We start from the raw sequence: 16,020 nt of genomic DNA, 5'->3' as shown, positions 1-16,020 counted from the left end.
TCATGACCCCGCCGGGGCGAGGAACCGCTCAAGGGTGCCGACGAACCAGTCCGGGACCTCCTCGGCGATGAAGTGGCCGCTCGGTGCCGCGACGCCGGAGACGTGCGGGACGTACGGACGCAAGGGCGCGGCCACGTCCACATCACCGACGTGGCGCCCTGCCGCGACGACGAGCACCGGCATCGGCAGGCCGTCGCGTCCGGCGAGCAGTGCCCGGTTGGCCGTCCCGTCCTCAAGCAGGGTCCGGTACTGCTCGAACCCGCCGCGCAACCGGTCCTTTCCTTGGTAGGCCTTGGCGTAGTAGGCGAGGTCGTCGTCGGTGAACGTCCCCGGAGTGCTCAGCGCGCCGAACGTCGCGGAGACGAATTCGAGCTCGTGGCCGTCGAACAGCATCTCGGGGATCTCCGGAGCCATGAAGAACCCGAAGTGCCACATCCCGCCCTCGGCGACGTTCATCGCCTCCTCCAGGCCCAGCCCGGGGATCAGGGCATCGAGCAGGACGAGCGCGCTGACGTCGCCGGGATGCGAAGCGGCCCAGGCGAAAGCGACCATGGCGCCGATGTCATGGCCGACGACGACAGCCGGGCCGGTGAGCCCGAGCTCGGCGAGGACGCCCCGCATGTCGTCGGCCTGGTTGGTCTTGGCGTAGCCGCCCGCTGGCCGGTCACTGGCACCGGCGCCACGCAAATCGGGAACAACGACGGTGTGGCGCTGGGCGAGCGCGGGCATGACGCGCCGCCACGCCCGCGAGGTCTGGGGCCACCCGTGCAGCAGCACCATCGGGGGACCGGTTCCACCGACAGCGGCGGCGATCCGTGTTCCGTTCGTGCTGATCCGGTGCACCTCGAAGGCAATCGGCAGCCAGTCAGGACGGGCCGTGGTCTCCGCACCGGGGAGCTCGTGCTGTCGCAGGGTCATGTCGTGCCTCATCCACTCTCCCGGGCGCGGCCACGCAGGGGCCCGAGCCCTTGTCAGCCGCGTGCGGGCTCGGGCGCCACCGCCGGCACGATCACGTGCTCGATCAGGCGGCGAAGGAGGTCGGGGTCGAGCTTTCCGGGAGTTTCGAAAACGAGCCGGAAGAACGCCGTCGCCGGGACCACGCTGCTGATCAGCTCGATGTCGACGTCCGGCCGCAGCTGCCCGCGCTCCGCGGCCCGCTGCAGCAGTGCGCGCAGATGCGCCGTCCCGAGGTCGACCACTTTCTGCCGGATCGCCTCGTGGACCTCGGGTTCGCGGTACACCGCCGTGGCGAGCCCGCCGACGAGCCGCGTGCCCTTGACGTCGAAGTAACCCTCGACCCCGGCCAGGGCGAGCAAGTCCGAGCGGAGCGAGCCGGTGTCGGGTAGTTCGAGGTCCGACGGCGCCAGCAGCGCGACCGCGTCGGTCACCAACGCGGCCTTCGACGCCCAGCGCCGGTACAGGGTCGCCTTGCTCGACCTCGTCCGGGCCGCCACGGCATCGAGCGTCAACCTGTCGTAGCCGATTTCGACGAGGAGAGCCAGCGCGCCGAGCAGTACCTCCCGCTCACGCGCGCCCTCCATCCGTTGTCGGGCCACTGATTCCGGCATCTCCGCACCTCCCGCCGACCAATATAGAACGAAACCGTTTCGTACACAACGTGAGGACGGCTCGACTTCTCGTCTTGCCGCCACAGCGACCTAGCTCGCCGGTTTGCCGAACCAGTGGGCGGCGGCCTGCGCGAACTCGTCGCGATCGGGGGCGTCCTCGTCGACCCAAGCCACAACGCCGTCAGGACGGACGAGCAGGGCGCGAAATCCCAGGTCCTCGCGCACCTGACCGGCTGCATACCGGATCCGGCCCGCCCAGCCCTTGGCCGTGGTCTCCAGCACGTGGTCGCTGCCGAATTCGAGCGCGATGCCCTGGCCCTGGCGCATCAGGTCGCCGAGGCGGGTGCCGTCCTCGAAGCGGAAGTCCGGGGCGGTCCGGCCGACGAGCGGGTGCTTGCCGCCCAGGTCGTAGCGGTGGAACAGGCCAGAGGTCTGCCGGTACACGTGTGTCGTTCCGTCGGGGGTGTTCATCAGGTCGTGGACCAGTCGCCGCAGTGCGAGGGCGTTGGGACCCGGCTGCATGGTGGCCACTTGGGCGCGCGACCAGTCGAGCACCGAGGCACCGACCGGGTGGCGCTCGCTGTGGTACGTGTCGAGCAGGCCGTCGGGCGCGTGCCCGTGCACGGTGGCGGCGAGCTTCCAGCCGAGATTCACGGCGTCGCCGATGCCGAGGTTGAGTCCCTGGCCGCCGAGGGGCGAGTGGATGTGCGCCGCGTCGCCCGCGAGCAGCACGCGGCCCTTGCGGTAGGCGGTCACGTGCATCGCACGGTCCGTGAAGCTGGAGGCCAGATGGACCTTGGTCAGCGTTACGTCGGTGCCGGAGATGCGGCGCAGGACCGTTTCGAGGTGCTCGCGGGTCGGTGGCTGGGAACGGTCGAATGTGCCGCCGTCGAAGTCCATCATGCCCAGATAGCCTTCGAACGGCGTGCGCAGGTACATGCCGTTCGGCGTCAGAGTGAACCCGAGCGGCAGCCGATGCGGGTCGCCGAACGTGATGTTGGCGACGTAGCCGGTGAACAGCGGCTCGGTGCCCTCGAAGTCGAAGCCCACGAGTTCGCGAACCGCGCTGCGGCCGCCGTCGCATCCCACCAGCCAGCGCGCCGCGTACTCCTGTCCGCCCGCCGTGGCGACCACGGCCTCGTCGTCCTGGGCCACGGCCGTGACGGCAACACCCCGGATGATATCCACACCGAGCGCGGCGGCCCACCGCGACAGCACCGCCGTGACTGCTTCAAGGCTGGTCATGAAGCCTTCCATCGCCGGGCTGGGCAGCCGGAACGAGAGGGCGGACGCGTCGATGGTGGCCGCGTCGAGGCCCAGGCCCGCGAAATGGCTCACCCCACGGGGAACCGGCACTCCCACCGCTTCGGGGTCCGCGCCGACCTCGTTCTCGTCGGCGCCCGAAGCCTTCACCACCGCTGCGAGCAGTCCGCGGCGGTAGAACGCCTCGGCCGACCCTGCGGTCAGGCCCCGTAACCCGAGCGGGAGCGTCTTCAGCGGCGAGCCGGGTTCCTGGTCCCGTTCGAGGACAAGCACCGAGCAGCCGGCCAGGGCGAGCTCGCCTGCCAGGAACAGGCCGACCGGACCGCCGCCGGCGATCAGTACGTCATGCATCAGAGAGACTCCTGCTTGGGAAGATCGGACTGGGCTAGCGGAGATGGGTGAGACCGGCGAGGACGATGGCGATGCCGGTGAGGAACTGGTCGCGGTCGTCGTGCTGCTTTGTCTGGCCCACGATGGCGTGCATGAACGGGTAGTTCTCGGGATCGAGCTCCTGCCACGCCGTGGACGTCGCGTCGAAGAACTCTTCGCGATCCATGTCGGGCTGGATGCCTGAGGTGTCCCCGTCCATGCGGGCGTTCTGGCTGACGGCTCCGAGGATGTAGTGCACGAGCGTCGACGTCGCGTCGAACCAGGAGGCTCGCGGCACGCCCAAGGCGCCCACCTGCCTGCCGATCCGTTCGAAGATCTCCACCGTCACCGGTCCGGCCGGATTCCGGACGATCTGCAGCGTCAGCCGCGTGGCGAGCCACTGGTGGTGTTCGGCTATCGCATCGAACAGGGCCAGCGCGACCCGGCGGATCTCCTCCTCGGGCGTGGCCACAGCCTGGGAGGATTCGGTCTCCAGAGCCGAGGTGATGACCGTTTCCGTCGCCGTGTCCAGCAGTTGGTCCCTGTTGCCGACGTGGTAGTAGATCGCCCCGGACCCGGTCGCGAGGCGCTCGGACAGCGCCCGGACCGTCAGCGCGCCCTCGCCGCCCGAATCAAGCAGCCCGATCGCGGCATCGATGATCTGCTCCCGCGAGAGCACCTGGTTACGCCGCTGAGGCCGGCGGTCGCGCGTTGCCATACCGCCATAGTGGCACGCTTTGGAGCGTCGTACCAACTTGGTGCGTCGTTCCAACGCCCTGCGAGTCGGTAGGTGCCTTGGGTGGCGCGACGTTCGGGTTCATCCCTGTCGCGGGGTGTGGCGGCCAAGTGCCGGAAGCTGCGCAAGGTGTCTAATGGGGACACATGTGCTGGACGTCAGCCGAACGCGCAGCACAGTTTCACGGCGGGGTCAAACCGAACGTTAGTGATCTACGACAATCGGGTTGGTCACAGGGGTGGTGTTCGCCGACTTGCTCACCGCAATCCATTTGCGAGGAGGACTGCCATAAGGGCGGGGCGGTGCGGCCGGTCAGGTGGTGATGACTGCGTGACCCGATCGGGTGAAGTTCGCTAGTTTGGCGAGCGACGAATATAGAGCACACATGTGCGGTGCACGCGCTGCCTTCTTGTGTGTGTGACGTACATCGATGCAGTGTCTGCCGGTCGGATCAGTTCGTTTGCGTCGGAATGATGTGCTCAAAGATCCTCGGTGCATCGTCGTGTAGCTCTACGTGAGGGCCTCAGTGGCCTCTATGCGGTGATCGGGCTGTGTCAGTATTTGCCCGTGGCGAAGACCTTCAGCTACGCCGACGCGGTAAAGCGCCTGGGAGCCAAGGAGCATACGCTCGTCGCCGCCTTGGACAAGATCTTGGGTGGATCCCTGCTCGGTGGCGTGGCCTTCGGAGTTATGGAGTTGTTGAGTTGGTTTGATGCCAAGGTCGATGTTGTTCGGCTGAGTAGCGAACTGTTGATCAAAGCGGGTGAGAAACGACGCGGTGTCAGCCGGTACACCAGGACTCAACGTCTCCAGGCCGCCCATGCCATCGTTGTGGTGATCGCCTTCTTTGACGCCCTTCGTGAGCTGAAGTTGCCGGTGAAGCTGAAAGACCTCGGGTTGCGAGATCGTGAAGATCAGCTCGAACTCATCGGTTTGACTAGTCTGTTCGACGGCAACTGGCTGCTGCCTCACGCCAGTCAGCCCTACAGTCAGAATTTGAGCTCCATAGCATCACAGTACGAACGAGCCGGAGCGGCGCTGCTGCAACTGTTCAAGGAGCACGACGTCTGGAGCAAGCTCGAAGAAGACAACCAGAGCTGTGCCGAGGAACTCCTTGCCAACGTCAGCAAGCCCGCCACCAGCAGATACGAGGAATTGATCCGTCAAATCGCTGGTGACTATCCGGAACTGCGCTTCTGGTTGCAGGCGCACGAGAACAGCGCGGTGATGGCTGGCTTGGCGCAAGTCGAATCAGCCTTGCAAGCGATACAAGTTGGTGCCAAGCCCGACCGTCGCAGGGAGGAACTCGCGCGACGGTACCGCGCTGTGTTGGACAGGCCGATCATTGATCCCGACGAAGTATTCCCAGGGTTGTCGCTCCCGTCGACCCAAGCCGCCTACATCGACCCCGCCTACCAAGTCGTCCCGATGACCCCGACGGCGTCACCCGCAGTTCTATCATGGTGGAACCGGGTACCGGTCCGGCATGACCTGCATCAGTACCTCGTCGGATACCTGACCTCTCCTAAAGCGGCGACGCACCCTCTGGTCGTTCTGGGCGACCCGGGCTCCGGGAAATCGCTGCTGACGAAGGTCCTCGCCGCACGCCTGCCCGCCAGCGACTTTCTGACGGTACGGGTCGAGTTACGTACCGTACCAACCGAGGCGGACCTTCTGGAGCAGATCGAGCACGGGCTGCGGTCCGCCGTGCATGAAGACCTGTGCTTCGCCGAACTGTGCCGGTCTGCTGCGGACTCGCTACCCGTTCTCCTGTTGGACGGGTTCGATGAACTCCTTCAGGCCACCGGTGTCAACCAGACCAACTACCTGCACAGGATCGAACGGTTCCAACGCGAACACCTCGAACTCGGACGCCCGATAGCGGTTGTGGTCACCAGTCGCATCACCGTGTCCAGTGGGATGCAGATCCCACCGGACACGGACGTACTGAGGCTGACTCCTTTCAACGACGCGCAGGTAACGCAATGGTTGACGATATGGAACCAGTCGAACGCGGACTATTTCTCCCGCAACAACCTGGTTGGCTTACAGCCTGAACTTGCCTTGCGACATCGGGTCCTGGCAGTACAGCCCTTATTGTTGCTGATGCTGGCACTCTGCGATGCTGCGGACAACGTGCTGCATCGTCCGCACGACAGCCTCGGCCGCGCCGGTCTGTACGAGCGGTTGCTCATCGGGTTCGCCAGGCGTGAGGTGGGTAAAGACTGCAATGACCGTGCACCGAGAGATCTTGATGTCGCCATCGAGAACGAACTGGAACGGCTCGCTGTGGTGGCACTCGCCATGTTCCATCGAGGGTCTCAGTGGGTCACTGAAAAAGATCTCGATGACGACCTCCTGACACTCCTGGGCGTACAGCAACCGCAACGAGGACATGGCATGCGGACCCCACTGAGTGCCGGCAGTGCGGTACTCGGCCGCTTCTTCTTCATGCAATGTGCCGAAGCGCAGCGCGACTCACACACGCTGCGCACGTACGAGTTTCTGCACGCGACTTTCGGCGAGTATCTTGTCGCACGCTTCATCTGGCGAGTCCTGTGCGACCTGTTGCCCAACGAGTCGTCTCGTTCACGCCGACGAACAGACACTCCACTCCATGATGATGATCTTCACGCGATGCTGTCGTTTACACCCTTGACGTCAAGCAGATCCGTCATCGACTTCCTTGCCGAGATGGCAGCCGTCGAACACGAACGCGACAAACTCACGCACATCGTCCAGCGCCTTTTCGCGCTTTCTGTCGAACATCGGGCACGATCCCGAGACAGGTACCGGCCAGTTCTTCGACCGGCGCCCGCCCGCTACGCCATTTACAGCCTTAATCTGTTGGTGCTCTCGGTCGTGCTGCGCGACAAACTGGAGACCTCGACGCTCGGTATCGAGGACTGGTCGAAGCTCACCGCGTTCTGGCGATCGCAACTCTCGGCCGTGGAGTGGTCGGCTGTGATGCAATGCCTCAGCGTCTGGTGGTCAGACGTGTCAACTGTCACTGTGACGATCGGCGACACTTGGCCGACCTTTGTGGATCAGAGACGTCTCAACCGGTCTCTGCCACTCCAGGACGCCGCCCGGGAGTCACACTTCACCGCGGACCCGGTGAGTAACCTGTTCAGATATCCGTTCGAAGCACTACCAGAAGATCGATTCGACCCGGTGTACGCGCGTGCACTGCTCGAGGTGACCGCGTCCATAGGTGAACCTCATACTCGCGAACAGCGCTACATGCGCTGGGTCGACCAGTTTCCCCATGTGGTTTTGGACAACCTCAGGCGTGACGTCACAGTGGGCGTCGAGACACTGCGCCAACTGTCAACAACCTGCCTGAGCAGAAGCAGTGCCTTTATGGTGTTGGTGTGCGACCGCATTGGCCGCGGCGGCCCCGACACCGAACTGATCGAACTAGTCGAAGCCCTACAAAAGATGGGACTTCGCAGCAACAACTACGAGGTCGCACTTGTCGACGCATGGTTACGGCTCCACGAAATCGGACACCACTTCCCGGCTGAACGCTCCTACCCGGATCTCCTCGAGATGCTACTCAGCGTCGACCTTATACACATCGAGAAGGTCCGCCCCGACCTGATCAAACGAGCCCGGACCGCCGCGAAAGAGTTGGGTGTCCTCGGCTCAGAGAAAAATCAAGGCTGACAGCGGATCTCCGCGATGCCCACGTCGCAGGACCGCGGATCTATGCGGATCTATGACGTGACGGCGATAATCGCCAGGCCTTCGGGACTGAGCGCCGCCATCAGCACCTCGCCGTTCGGCGTTACCGAGGTGATCGCCGGTGGACGCAGATCCGTGCCGTTGACCCACATGTCTTCTCGCAGGCCTTCGGTGCCGGTGATCGCGCCGTTGGGGCTCAGCCGGAGCAACGAACTGTTCCCGGGGACCGGTTCACGGTGATAAAGGAGGTACTCGCCGGCTGTGGTCTGGCCGATCAGGATCGCGCCGTCGGCTTCGGTTCGTACGGTTGTGCCGTCGCTGAGCAGCAATTCGGTTCCCACCAGCATGGTGAGGTCATTGGCTGAGACCGCGGCACCGCGAGGATTGACCTGCCAGGCGACCGAGCCATCGGGAGCCACGCAGCCGAGCATGCCGTCGCTGAATCCGTACGCGCGACCCGTCAGGTCGACCCCGATCAGGCACGCCAGGAAGCCGAAGGCTTCCGCCGTCGCTTCAACAGTGGATTCCTTGCCAGTCAAGGGATCGAGCGACACGATGGTGCGGCCCGGACGTGTCTCGTCGTAACGGACGAAGGCTATCCGGCCGTCGGGGCGCAGTACCGGCTCACCACCGGGTGTCCATTGGGCAACACGAGTCCCGTTGCCGTCGAGCAGGAACAGCTCCGCGTCTGTCGCGGCATAAGCGGTGTCGTCGGCGGTGGCGAACAATCGTGCAGGGCCGGGCAGGTCGTGCACCGACCACGCGGGTGTGCCGTCTTGGTACTTGGTGATGGTGTTTCCGGCGCGTGCGATCAGCGAGCCGTCCGTCAGCATCACGGCGTCCTCGCCGGGCACCTCCGCCGCCATGACCGGGGAGGTAAGGCGGATCACCCGCACCGAACCGGCGAACGAGGGCGCACACACCTGGGCGATGCCGTCCGCGCCGGACCGGACCACGACGTTCAGGCGGCGCGGAGGTGAGGCGATGTCCGTGAGAGCGCTTGACTGCGGGCCCTGGACGATCCGCTCGGGAAGCCCGTCCGGACTGTTCCAGGGAATGCGCCCGGCCAGGCGTGCGGACATCACCATGGCCCGGGTCCGAACTCGACGCGCGTCGGCGGGGGCGACAGATTCGCCTCGATGTACTGGGTCAGCTGTTCGACGGTGGTCTCCTTGATGCCGTCCATGGTCCCCCTGATCGAGTCTTTCTGCGGTGGCGGCCAGAAACTGTAGACCTTCACCCGTCCGGCCCCGTCCCGGCCACCCATCGCCAGGCCGACATGGTCGACGCCGTTCCACAGCACGATGTCACCACGCGCCGGCGCGGGGCCGCCGGGATTGCCCGCGTTGTACGGCTGACGGGTGCGCGGGGTGAGCCGCCGGGCCAGGTAGTCGAACCAGGAAGTGCCGCCCAACGCGGCACCAGAGGCGACATAGGTCTCGTGAATCCACCGCCAGCTCAATGTGCCGGCGCGATAGGCGACGAGCAGCACCATCTCCCAGCAGTTGATCGTCATCGTGGGGGTGATCGTCGGGGCGGCGCTCTCCGACGCGGCAGACGCCCACGCGTCGAACGTGTCGCCCGATCCGGGACGCGACGGAACCCACGTCGCCTGGCTGCCGACCGCCGCGCCCATGGCGTCCGCGGTCACGGCTTGCAGGAGGTCGTGGATGGGGTCCACGACCCGGCTGTTCCAGCCGGCCATGAACTGCACGGCGGCGTCCCGGATGCCGGTCAGCGTCGGCACCGGGAGCCGCGGGTTGGTGTACATCTCCAGGATGTCGGGATTGCTGAACCCGTTGAGCGTCAACGCCGCCCGCCGCCAATCGGACGCTCCCACCACCTCGCGGAAGTACTCGATGCGCGCCTGCCGGGACGCCGCGCCGTTGATCGCGTGGATCGTGTCGGTGACGCGGTGCGGCGGCGGGGTCATCAGAAAGGCGCGGAGCGCGGCCTTGAACAACTCGACGTGCAGGGTCGGCGAGATCGCCCGGATCTCCGCGTCCCGATCCCCGTCGTTCATCTGGTCGAGCACCTGCACCGCACCATGGAAGTCGGGCGGCTGCTGGCCCATCTTCTGCTGTAGCTGGAGGTTGAGCTCGGAACCGCTGGGCTGTGCCGTGGACGTCAAGGGCTGACGTTGCACACCCAGCAGCCGGCACACCGCGGCATTGCCCGCCTGACGCTGGAGCTCGACGAGGCCCGCGCCCGGGGTGGCCGCCTTGTCGGGAATCGACGGCTGGGCCGGCCCACTCTCGTGGACGTGGTGGTCCCATTCCCTCGATCCCATCGGCCCAGGATGACGGCCCGTTCGGCGGCCGTCCAAGCCAGGAAGCCAGGATTGCCCCCGCGTGGCCCGTTCCTGCCCGATCGGGCGAGCGTCCGGTCTTGCCGTTCGTGCGCCGTCAGAGACGACCTCCGCGGGCGCGGGGCCGCGGTTCAGCCCGGTGTGCGACCACTGTGGTCATCCGGCTGGATGACACGGGGAGACAAGGTGTGAGAGTCCGGCGGCGACACCACTCTTTCGTTCAGGCTCCGGAGGCGTCACCCACCCAGCAGAGTGCATTTGTGGGTCGTGCCGTTGTGAGGCAGGTTCCGCCTCGATAACGTCGTTTCCGTTCAATGCTGGGACAACTCGGAGCAGGCCCGTGCACATCCGCGGCTCTGGCCGGGACTTGTCCGTCGTCCACTGTCGTCGAATGACAGGAATGTGGTCATGGTAGGGAAAAACCTGGTACGGGCCGTCGTGGCAGCGGTGATCGCGCTCGCCGGAGTCACCATCCCGTTGGCGGGCACCGCTTTCGCGGACCCCGCTGTCAAGATTGTGAACCGTGCGTTCGATCAGTGCCTGGATGCCGACACGGGCACACTCGATGCCAACGGCACGAAGGTGCAACTGTGGGACTGCCACGACGGTGACAACCAGTGGTGGCACTACGACCGGGACACGGGCACGCTCCGCAACGACGAATCTGGGCGTTGTCTCGACGTGGATCTGGCCGACCACAGGATTCAACTGTGGGATTGTCACGGCGGTGACAACCAGCGGTGGCGGGACGACCCGACAGGCCTGGCTCTGGAGTCCGACGCCCTCGACTCCTGCCTGGACGTCGCCCACGACTCCCTGAGGCAGAACGGAGCCGAGATCCAGGTGCAGGAGTGCACGGACGCACCGTCGCAGCAGTGGTCGTTCATTTATGACTGACTTACTGACTGAAGACACCGAGCGTCGGGCCTACGAACCCGACGCTCGGTGTCTTCTCGGGTCGGCTGGCCGCACCGAAACGCGCACAGATTGTCCGCACTTCGTCTCGATCACGTTGGCGGGAGGGGCTTCCAGAAAGGCGGAACGTTCCCGGTTCTCCGGGCGGACTTGGTCCGCCGACCTGGTCGCGATCGTCGGTAGGATCGGTGTAAGCGCCGCATGCTGGAGGTTTCCGCGATGACGCCAGATGATGGCCCGCAGTTCACCCTGCCGGGCTACAGCGGGCTGGTCGAGGTTGCCAAGGGCGGGGACAGCGTCGTGTACCGGGCCCGGCAGGAGGGACTGGACCGGGACGTCGCCGTCAAGGTGATTCTGGTCGACGACGCGGCCACGGCCGCCAGATTCCAGCGGGAACTGGAGATCACTGTACGGCTGGGGCGGCAGCACCCGAACATCGTGACGGTGATCGACACCGGCACGGTCGGTGAGGGCAAGCCGTGTCTGGTGATGGAGTATTACGACCTGGGTTCGTTACACGACCGGTTACGTGAGCGTGGTGCGTTCGCGGTGGAGGACGTCGTCGCGGTAGGTACCGTGGTGGCGGATGCGCTGGCATTCGCGCATGCCCAAGGCGTGTTGCACCGGGATGTCAAGCCACAGAACATCCTCATGCTGCCCACGTCATACGTACTGGCCGACTTCGGCTTGGCGCGGGGGATCGACGCAGGTCATTCCGTTTCGTTGGAGCGCTTCAGCTACCGGCACGCGGCACCGCAGATCCTCGACGGCGAGCCGCCCACAGTGGCGGACGACGTCTACTCCCTGGGTTCGACGCTGTACACGCTGCTTGACGGCAGGCCGCCGTTCGCGGCCGAGGACCCGGACTCCGACACAGCGTTGTCCTACATTCGGCGGGTGCGCAGCGACCGCCATCGGCCACTGTCCAGAGGGGACGTTCCGGCCGAGCTGGCCAGTATCGTCGACCGGTGCCTGTCGAAGGAGCGAGCCGACCGTTTTCCCGACGCTGCCTCGGTTCGTGCCGCGCTGGCCGCTGTGACCACCGACGCGCAGGCATGGGCGCCCCGGGCCACGGGTGGGACCAGGGCGACTGGCGACATCGCGGCGCGACTCGCGGGTACCGCGGTCGTGCGTGATCGGACCGCGGAGTCGTTCGACGCGCCGAAACCGCCGGAACCTGTTCGCACGGTGCGCCCCATCGCCACGTCCGCACTGGCCCATTTGGACAGTGGGGTGCCTGCCCAGGCAAGCGAGGAAGCCACGGGCAGTGGCAAGGATCTGGTGCTGGACGAACCTGCCGCGCCACCTGAGGACACGATCGAGAAACACAGGCCATGGCGGCGGATCGCGCTCCTCGGTGCGACCGCCGTCGTGGTCGGGACTGTGATCGGCGTGTTGATGGCCCTGTTGCGCGATTCGGCGCCGACGCGCCGCCCGGCGCCGTTGGACGGCGGGGTGTCGGTGCCGACGTACACCGGGCCGGAACCAGGGCGGACCGGCCTGCCTGAGGTCGACACCAGCGACCCCAAGCTCAGCCCGGCCATTGTCGGGCTGGAGGACCGGTCGACCAGCGTGGTGCTGCGATGGACCGACCCGACCGACAGAACCGGGACTTTTGTCGTGACGCGCAGAGCCGGCGACACGTACGAAGTCGTGGCACGCGTCTCGCAGGGCACGACGCAGTTCACCGTCGAAGGACTGGACCCTGCCGCGCGTCAGTACTGCTTCCAGGTAGTGGCCATTGTGGACAGTGGTCGCCGCGGCGCATCGCCGGAACGGTGCACCGGCATGCGCGGCTAGGTCGTGTTTCGGATGTCCCGGTCGATGAGAGTCTGCCCCGGCCGGAGGCCGGAATCGGCTCGGTGGCGTCAGGGGCCGCATCCGGCCCGGCTATCGCGATCGGGCATTTGAAACACGACCTACCGCCTGCGTAGGGGGCGCGGATCGACAGGCCACAAGAGCCGTCGATGCCATGGGACAACTCGCCGAGCCGCGCGTCGCAGCACGCGGAGGTCGGTCCAGGCTTCCGGACGAGGAGTTGGTGGATTGGGACCGAACGCGGCCTGGTCGGCGGCGCACGCGAGGCGTGCCGCCGGGTGGGGATCGCCGTGCCGCGGTAGCGGGAGCAGTGCCGCGAGACCGGCGGCGATGTCCGGAGCGGCCTGCGAGCCCACAGCGGGTCGCCCCAGCAGGACAAGCAGATCGAGGACTTCGGCCCACGCGCCCTGCGGACCGCGACGCCGGTGTCGCGCGCGCCGAACGGTCCGGGCGCCGGCCACCACGACCAACGGCAGCACCAGGAGCCCGATCAGCAACGCGATGGTCTGACCAAGCCGGCTCGCAGCGGGAGTACCGGTGGTTGCCGGTGGTGCTGCCTGCTGATGGCTGGGTGCCGGTGGTGTGGACCGAGGTGAGGCGGGCACGATCGCGCTCGTGGCGCGTTCCGCCAGTCGCGCGAGAACTTCTTGCCTTGCGGCGTCGACGGTGGGTGTCGAGCCGTCGCCCGACGGGGTCGGGTTGAACGCATGCCAGCCCCAACCGGCGAAGTAGACCTCAGGCCAAGCTGTCGCGTGTCTGCCGCGCACGATCAGCGTGCCGTCTTCGGCTCGCTCGCCAGGAGCAAAACCCACGACGATCCTCGTCGGCAGCCGGGCGGCGCGAGCCAGCACGGCGAACGCGGCGGAGAACTGCTCCGCCGTTCCCGCCTGTGCGCCTGCCTCTTCCGGCGGGCCGAGCAGGAACGTGGTCAGCCGCGCATAGGAGGTGCCGGTCGGCGCACCCGCGTCGAACTTGCGGCCTGAGCGCACGGCGTGCTCGATGGCGACGGCCTGTTCGTACGGGGTGTTCGCGTTGTGGGTGGCTTGCCGGGCGTATTCCGCGAGCTGCCACGGCAAGTTCGGCGTGGACAGGTATGGCGCGGTCACCGGGGTGTCGGGTACACCGGCCGCGGTGATGTCGTCCGGGCGGGCATCATCCAGGTCCCCGCTGATCTCGTAACGCGTTCCGGCCCGAAGTCCGCCGGGGACCACGCTGGATCCGGAGTCCGGGTCGACGTCCACGTTGGGCAGCGAGACGTGGACCGGATCGCCGACGGTGGGCAGCCAGGGACCGTCCAAACCGGACACATGTACGTTCGCGGTGACGCGAGTCCGGCGTTGCCCGGCAGGCAGGCTGGCCTGCTCGTCCGCGCCCAACGGCCGGTACAGCCCGCTGACGCGCCAGGAGGAGCCGGTGTACTCCGCCAGCGCGACCAGCCGGATCGGCCGGGGTTCACCTCGCACCCGCATCAGTTCCACGTCACCCTGGAGTGCCCACGCGGCCAGCCGGGGCAAGGGGCTTGGCTCGGACAGCCGATGCGAAGGCGGCCGGACCAGTTCTCGCGGCTCGAACGCGTCGCTCATCGGGAGAACCGCGGCGAACAGGCCGACACAGGCCGAGCCGACTGTCACCACGACGGCTGACGCGGGCGCGATGTGTCGGCCGTTGGGGCGGTCGAGAAACAGCCATCCCGCGGCGGTGAGCAGCAACAGGCCGGCAGCCGCCAAACCGTACCGATCTGCCTGCCCGTTGGTGAGCAACGCGGTCGCGACATACAGCACGCTGGCACCTGCCGGCGGCGCCACCAATGCACGACCGTCGCGCGCGACGCGTGCCGCGACAATCAATCCGACGATCGCGGCAAGCAGTGCGCCAGGAAGCATCAGGTCGATGGTGGCCGGAGCTGGCCGAGGCGCGGTCAGCAACCGGGGTACCGAGTCGCGCAACGCGGTCACGAGGCCAGTACCGGTCGAAATGGCCGCCAGAGACGTACCGAGGGCCACCACACCGGCGAGTACGCCCACCGCGATGCCGATCCTCATCTTGAGGCGTACGGCCAGCGCCACCAGAACAACCGGAGCGACGGCGGCGAGCATCATCGTCAGTAGTGCCTGCCATCCGGTCCACCCCTCCGACAGGTGGAACGAGGCCACCATGAGGAGTGCCGCGGCCCAGCACACACGGCCGATCACGGAACCATCCCCCGATCCCACAGCTCCAGCAGTTCCTCCGCGCGGGGACCGCGGAGCACAAGAACGTTGTCGGCGGTGTCGACGCGTCCGGTGTACCGAAGGTCGACCAGGAGCACGACGCCCACGACGGCACTGGCGGCAACCAGCACCAGCGAACCGGCGTCGGCGAGCGTGCCGCTGATCACCGCCACGACGTCACGGCTGTGCGGCAGCACGGCCGCTGGACGGTCGTCGCCTGGAGTTCCGGCCACATCGGCCAATGCCGCGAACAGGCTGGCTATCGCGGCGGCGTCGTCGCTGCCGGGCAACCCGCTGATCTCGACGTCCACGCCACCGGACACGGTGCGCAGCCGCACCGGACTACCAGCCTCGATCGCGGCACTCACCAGTGATGACGCCACCTCGACGGCATCCTCGAAGTCCACATCGACGTTGCGGTAACTGGAGATCCGGTCGTCGAGCAGAACGGCGAGCTGAGGCCGGGCGGGGTCGGCGTCTTCGCGGATCATGAGCGTGCCGGTCCGGGCACTGGTCGCCCAGTGCAGCCGTCGCAGGTCGTCTCCTGGCGTGTATTCCCTTAGTCCCACCAGGTCCGTGCCGCCGCGCTCGACTTGTTCGGTTGTTCCGTCGTGGTTGCGGCGTACCCCGGCTGGCAGCGTTCGGACCGTCAGCGTGCGGGGGAGGACATGCACGTTCACCGTGTCGCCGAGGCTGATGGTCCGGCGAGCAAGACCCGCTATGCCGTGCCGGTGCACCACCAGACGGCCGACGACACGCACTCCCCGCCGCAGAGTGGGAATCGCATATGTCATCTCCTTCGTCTCGCCGGGGCGCAGCCGGGAGGCCTGCACCGGAAGCGGCTCACCGTCCAGATGGTCGACGGCGTCCAAGGTGACAGGCCATGCGCTTCCCTTGTGCCGCACACGAAGCGTCGCGGTGCAGGTGCCGTACCGGGCGACTTGGACCGGAAAAACCGTGCGTTCCAACGAGATCGGTACCGGGACCGCGACCGACACGAGCCCCAGTGTCGCAAGCAGCAGCAGGCCCGCGCCGAAAGCGATCAGGCCGGGATAGCGCCACGCGATCCCCGTTGCCAGCAGTGCACCGCCGACCAGCAGCGCACCGCTGCCTCTCGGGGTCAACCAGCCCAGTACGCGGAACATG

Annotated in this window: 11 protein-coding genes; 3 read left to right on the top strand and 8 right to left on the bottom strand. The window is 66.7% G+C overall.

What is annotated here, in order from left to right:
- The 4 genes from GC106_RS31680 to GC106_RS31665 form a co-directional block, all read right to left on the bottom strand.
- A complete protein-coding gene (locus GC106_RS31680) occupies window positions 1-918 on the bottom strand; it encodes an alpha/beta fold hydrolase (RefSeq protein WP_217281236.1) in 918 nt (305 codons plus the stop codon).
- Between the two features lie 53 nt (window positions 919-971).
- Window positions 972-1,568 (bottom strand): TetR/AcrR family transcriptional regulator, encoded by a 597-nt coding sequence (locus tag GC106_RS31675; protein ID WP_173138261.1) that lies wholly within the window; start codon window positions 1,566-1,568, stop codon window positions 972-974.
- Between the two features lie 90 nt (window positions 1,569-1,658).
- Window positions 1,659-3,182: an FAD-dependent oxidoreductase gene (locus tag GC106_RS31670; protein ID WP_173138259.1), complete on the bottom strand. Its 1,524-nt coding sequence runs from the start codon at window positions 3,180-3,182 to the stop codon at window positions 1,659-1,661.
- Window positions 3,183-3,216: 34 nt separating this feature from the next.
- Window positions 3,217-3,918: a TetR/AcrR family transcriptional regulator gene (locus tag GC106_RS31665; RefSeq protein ID WP_173138257.1), complete on the bottom strand. Its 702-nt coding sequence runs from the start codon at window positions 3,916-3,918 to the stop codon at window positions 3,217-3,219.
- Between the two features lie 585 nt (window positions 3,919-4,503).
- Between GC106_RS31665 and GC106_RS31660 the strand changes: the two genes are divergently transcribed.
- Complete coding sequence (locus GC106_RS31660) at window positions 4,504-7,605, top strand: NACHT domain-containing protein (protein WP_173138255.1); 3,102 nt, start codon at window positions 4,504-4,506, stop codon at window positions 7,603-7,605.
- A gap of 50 nt (window positions 7,606-7,655) precedes the next feature.
- Here GC106_RS31660 and GC106_RS31655 read toward each other — a convergent pair whose 3' ends face one another.
- Together GC106_RS31655 and GC106_RS31650 are read right to left on the bottom strand one after the other, a co-directional pair.
- Window positions 7,656-8,705 (bottom strand): hypothetical protein, encoded by a 1,050-nt coding sequence (locus GC106_RS31655; RefSeq protein WP_173138253.1) that lies wholly within the window; start codon window positions 8,703-8,705, stop codon window positions 7,656-7,658.
- Window positions 8,705-9,913, bottom strand: coding sequence for a hypothetical protein (locus tag GC106_RS31650; protein ID WP_173138251.1), 1,209 nt, complete (start codon window positions 9,911-9,913; stop codon window positions 8,705-8,707). Before GC106_RS31650 ends, GC106_RS31655 begins: the two co-directional genes overlap by 1 nt.
- Before the next feature lie 426 nt (window positions 9,914-10,339).
- Between GC106_RS31650 and GC106_RS31645 the strand changes: the two genes are divergently transcribed.
- Both GC106_RS31645 and GC106_RS31640 read left to right on the top strand, forming a co-directional pair.
- A complete protein-coding gene (locus GC106_RS31645; RefSeq protein WP_173138249.1) occupies window positions 10,340-10,828 on the top strand; it encodes an RICIN domain-containing protein in 489 nt (162 codons plus the stop codon).
- Between the two features lie 237 nt (window positions 10,829-11,065).
- The gene (locus tag GC106_RS31640) at window positions 11,066-12,646 is read left to right on the top strand and encodes a protein kinase domain-containing protein (RefSeq protein ID WP_173138247.1); all 1,581 of its coding nucleotides are present in this window, start codon (window positions 11,066-11,068) and stop codon (window positions 12,644-12,646) included.
- 119 nt (window positions 12,647-12,765) lie between these two features.
- On the opposite strand, the gene GC106_RS49495 is transcribed toward GC106_RS31640, so the two are convergent.
- Entirely contained in the window at window positions 12,766-14,856 is a 2,091-nt protein-coding gene (locus GC106_RS49495; protein WP_173138245.1) for a transglutaminase TgpA family protein, read from the bottom strand.
- Window positions 14,853-16,019: a DUF58 domain-containing protein gene (locus tag GC106_RS31630; RefSeq protein ID WP_246367270.1), complete on the bottom strand. Its 1,167-nt coding sequence runs from the start codon at window positions 16,017-16,019 to the stop codon at window positions 14,853-14,855. Before GC106_RS31630 ends, GC106_RS49495 begins: the two co-directional genes overlap by 4 nt.
- Window position 16,020 lies beyond the last annotated feature (1 nt).

Source organism: Kibdelosporangium persicum (assembly GCF_013280595.1).
Taxonomy (GTDB): Bacteria; Actinomycetota; Actinomycetes; order Mycobacteriales; family Pseudonocardiaceae; genus Kibdelosporangium; species Kibdelosporangium persicum.
Note: the sequence above shows the minus strand (reverse complement) of the source record. Positions and strands in the feature narration are given on the sequence as shown.

Excerpts from the sequence above, each read along its gene's own strand:
- GC106_RS31650 (WP_173138251.1), bottom strand. The coding sequence starts at position 9,913 with ATGGGATCGAGGGAATGGGACCACCACGTCCACGAGAGTGGGCCGGCC.
- GC106_RS31630 (WP_246367270.1), bottom strand. The coding sequence starts at position 16,019 with ATGTTCCGCGTACTGGGCTGGTTGACCCCGAGAGGCAGCGGTGCGCTG.
- GC106_RS31655 (WP_173138253.1), bottom strand. The coding sequence starts at position 8,705 with ATGTCCGCACGCCTGGCCGGGCGCATTCCCTGGAACAGTCCGGACGGG.
- GC106_RS31675 (WP_173138261.1), bottom strand. The coding sequence starts at position 1,568 with ATGCCGGAATCAGTGGCCCGACAACGGATGGAGGGCGCGCGTGAGCGG.
- GC106_RS31680 (WP_217281236.1), bottom strand. The coding sequence starts at position 918 with ATGACCCTGCGACAGCACGAGCTCCCCGGTGCGGAGACCACGGCCCGT.
- GC106_RS31665 (WP_173138257.1), bottom strand. The coding sequence starts at position 3,918 with ATGGCAACGCGCGACCGCCGGCCTCAGCGGCGTAACCAGGTGCTCTCG.
- GC106_RS31670 (WP_173138259.1), bottom strand. The coding sequence starts at position 3,182 with ATGCATGACGTACTGATCGCCGGCGGCGGTCCGGTCGGCCTGTTCCTG.
- GC106_RS31640 (WP_173138247.1), top strand. The coding sequence starts at position 11,066 with ATGACGCCAGATGATGGCCCGCAGTTCACCCTGCCGGGCTACAGCGGG.
- GC106_RS31645 (WP_173138249.1), top strand. The coding sequence starts at position 10,340 with ATGGTAGGGAAAAACCTGGTACGGGCCGTCGTGGCAGCGGTGATCGCG.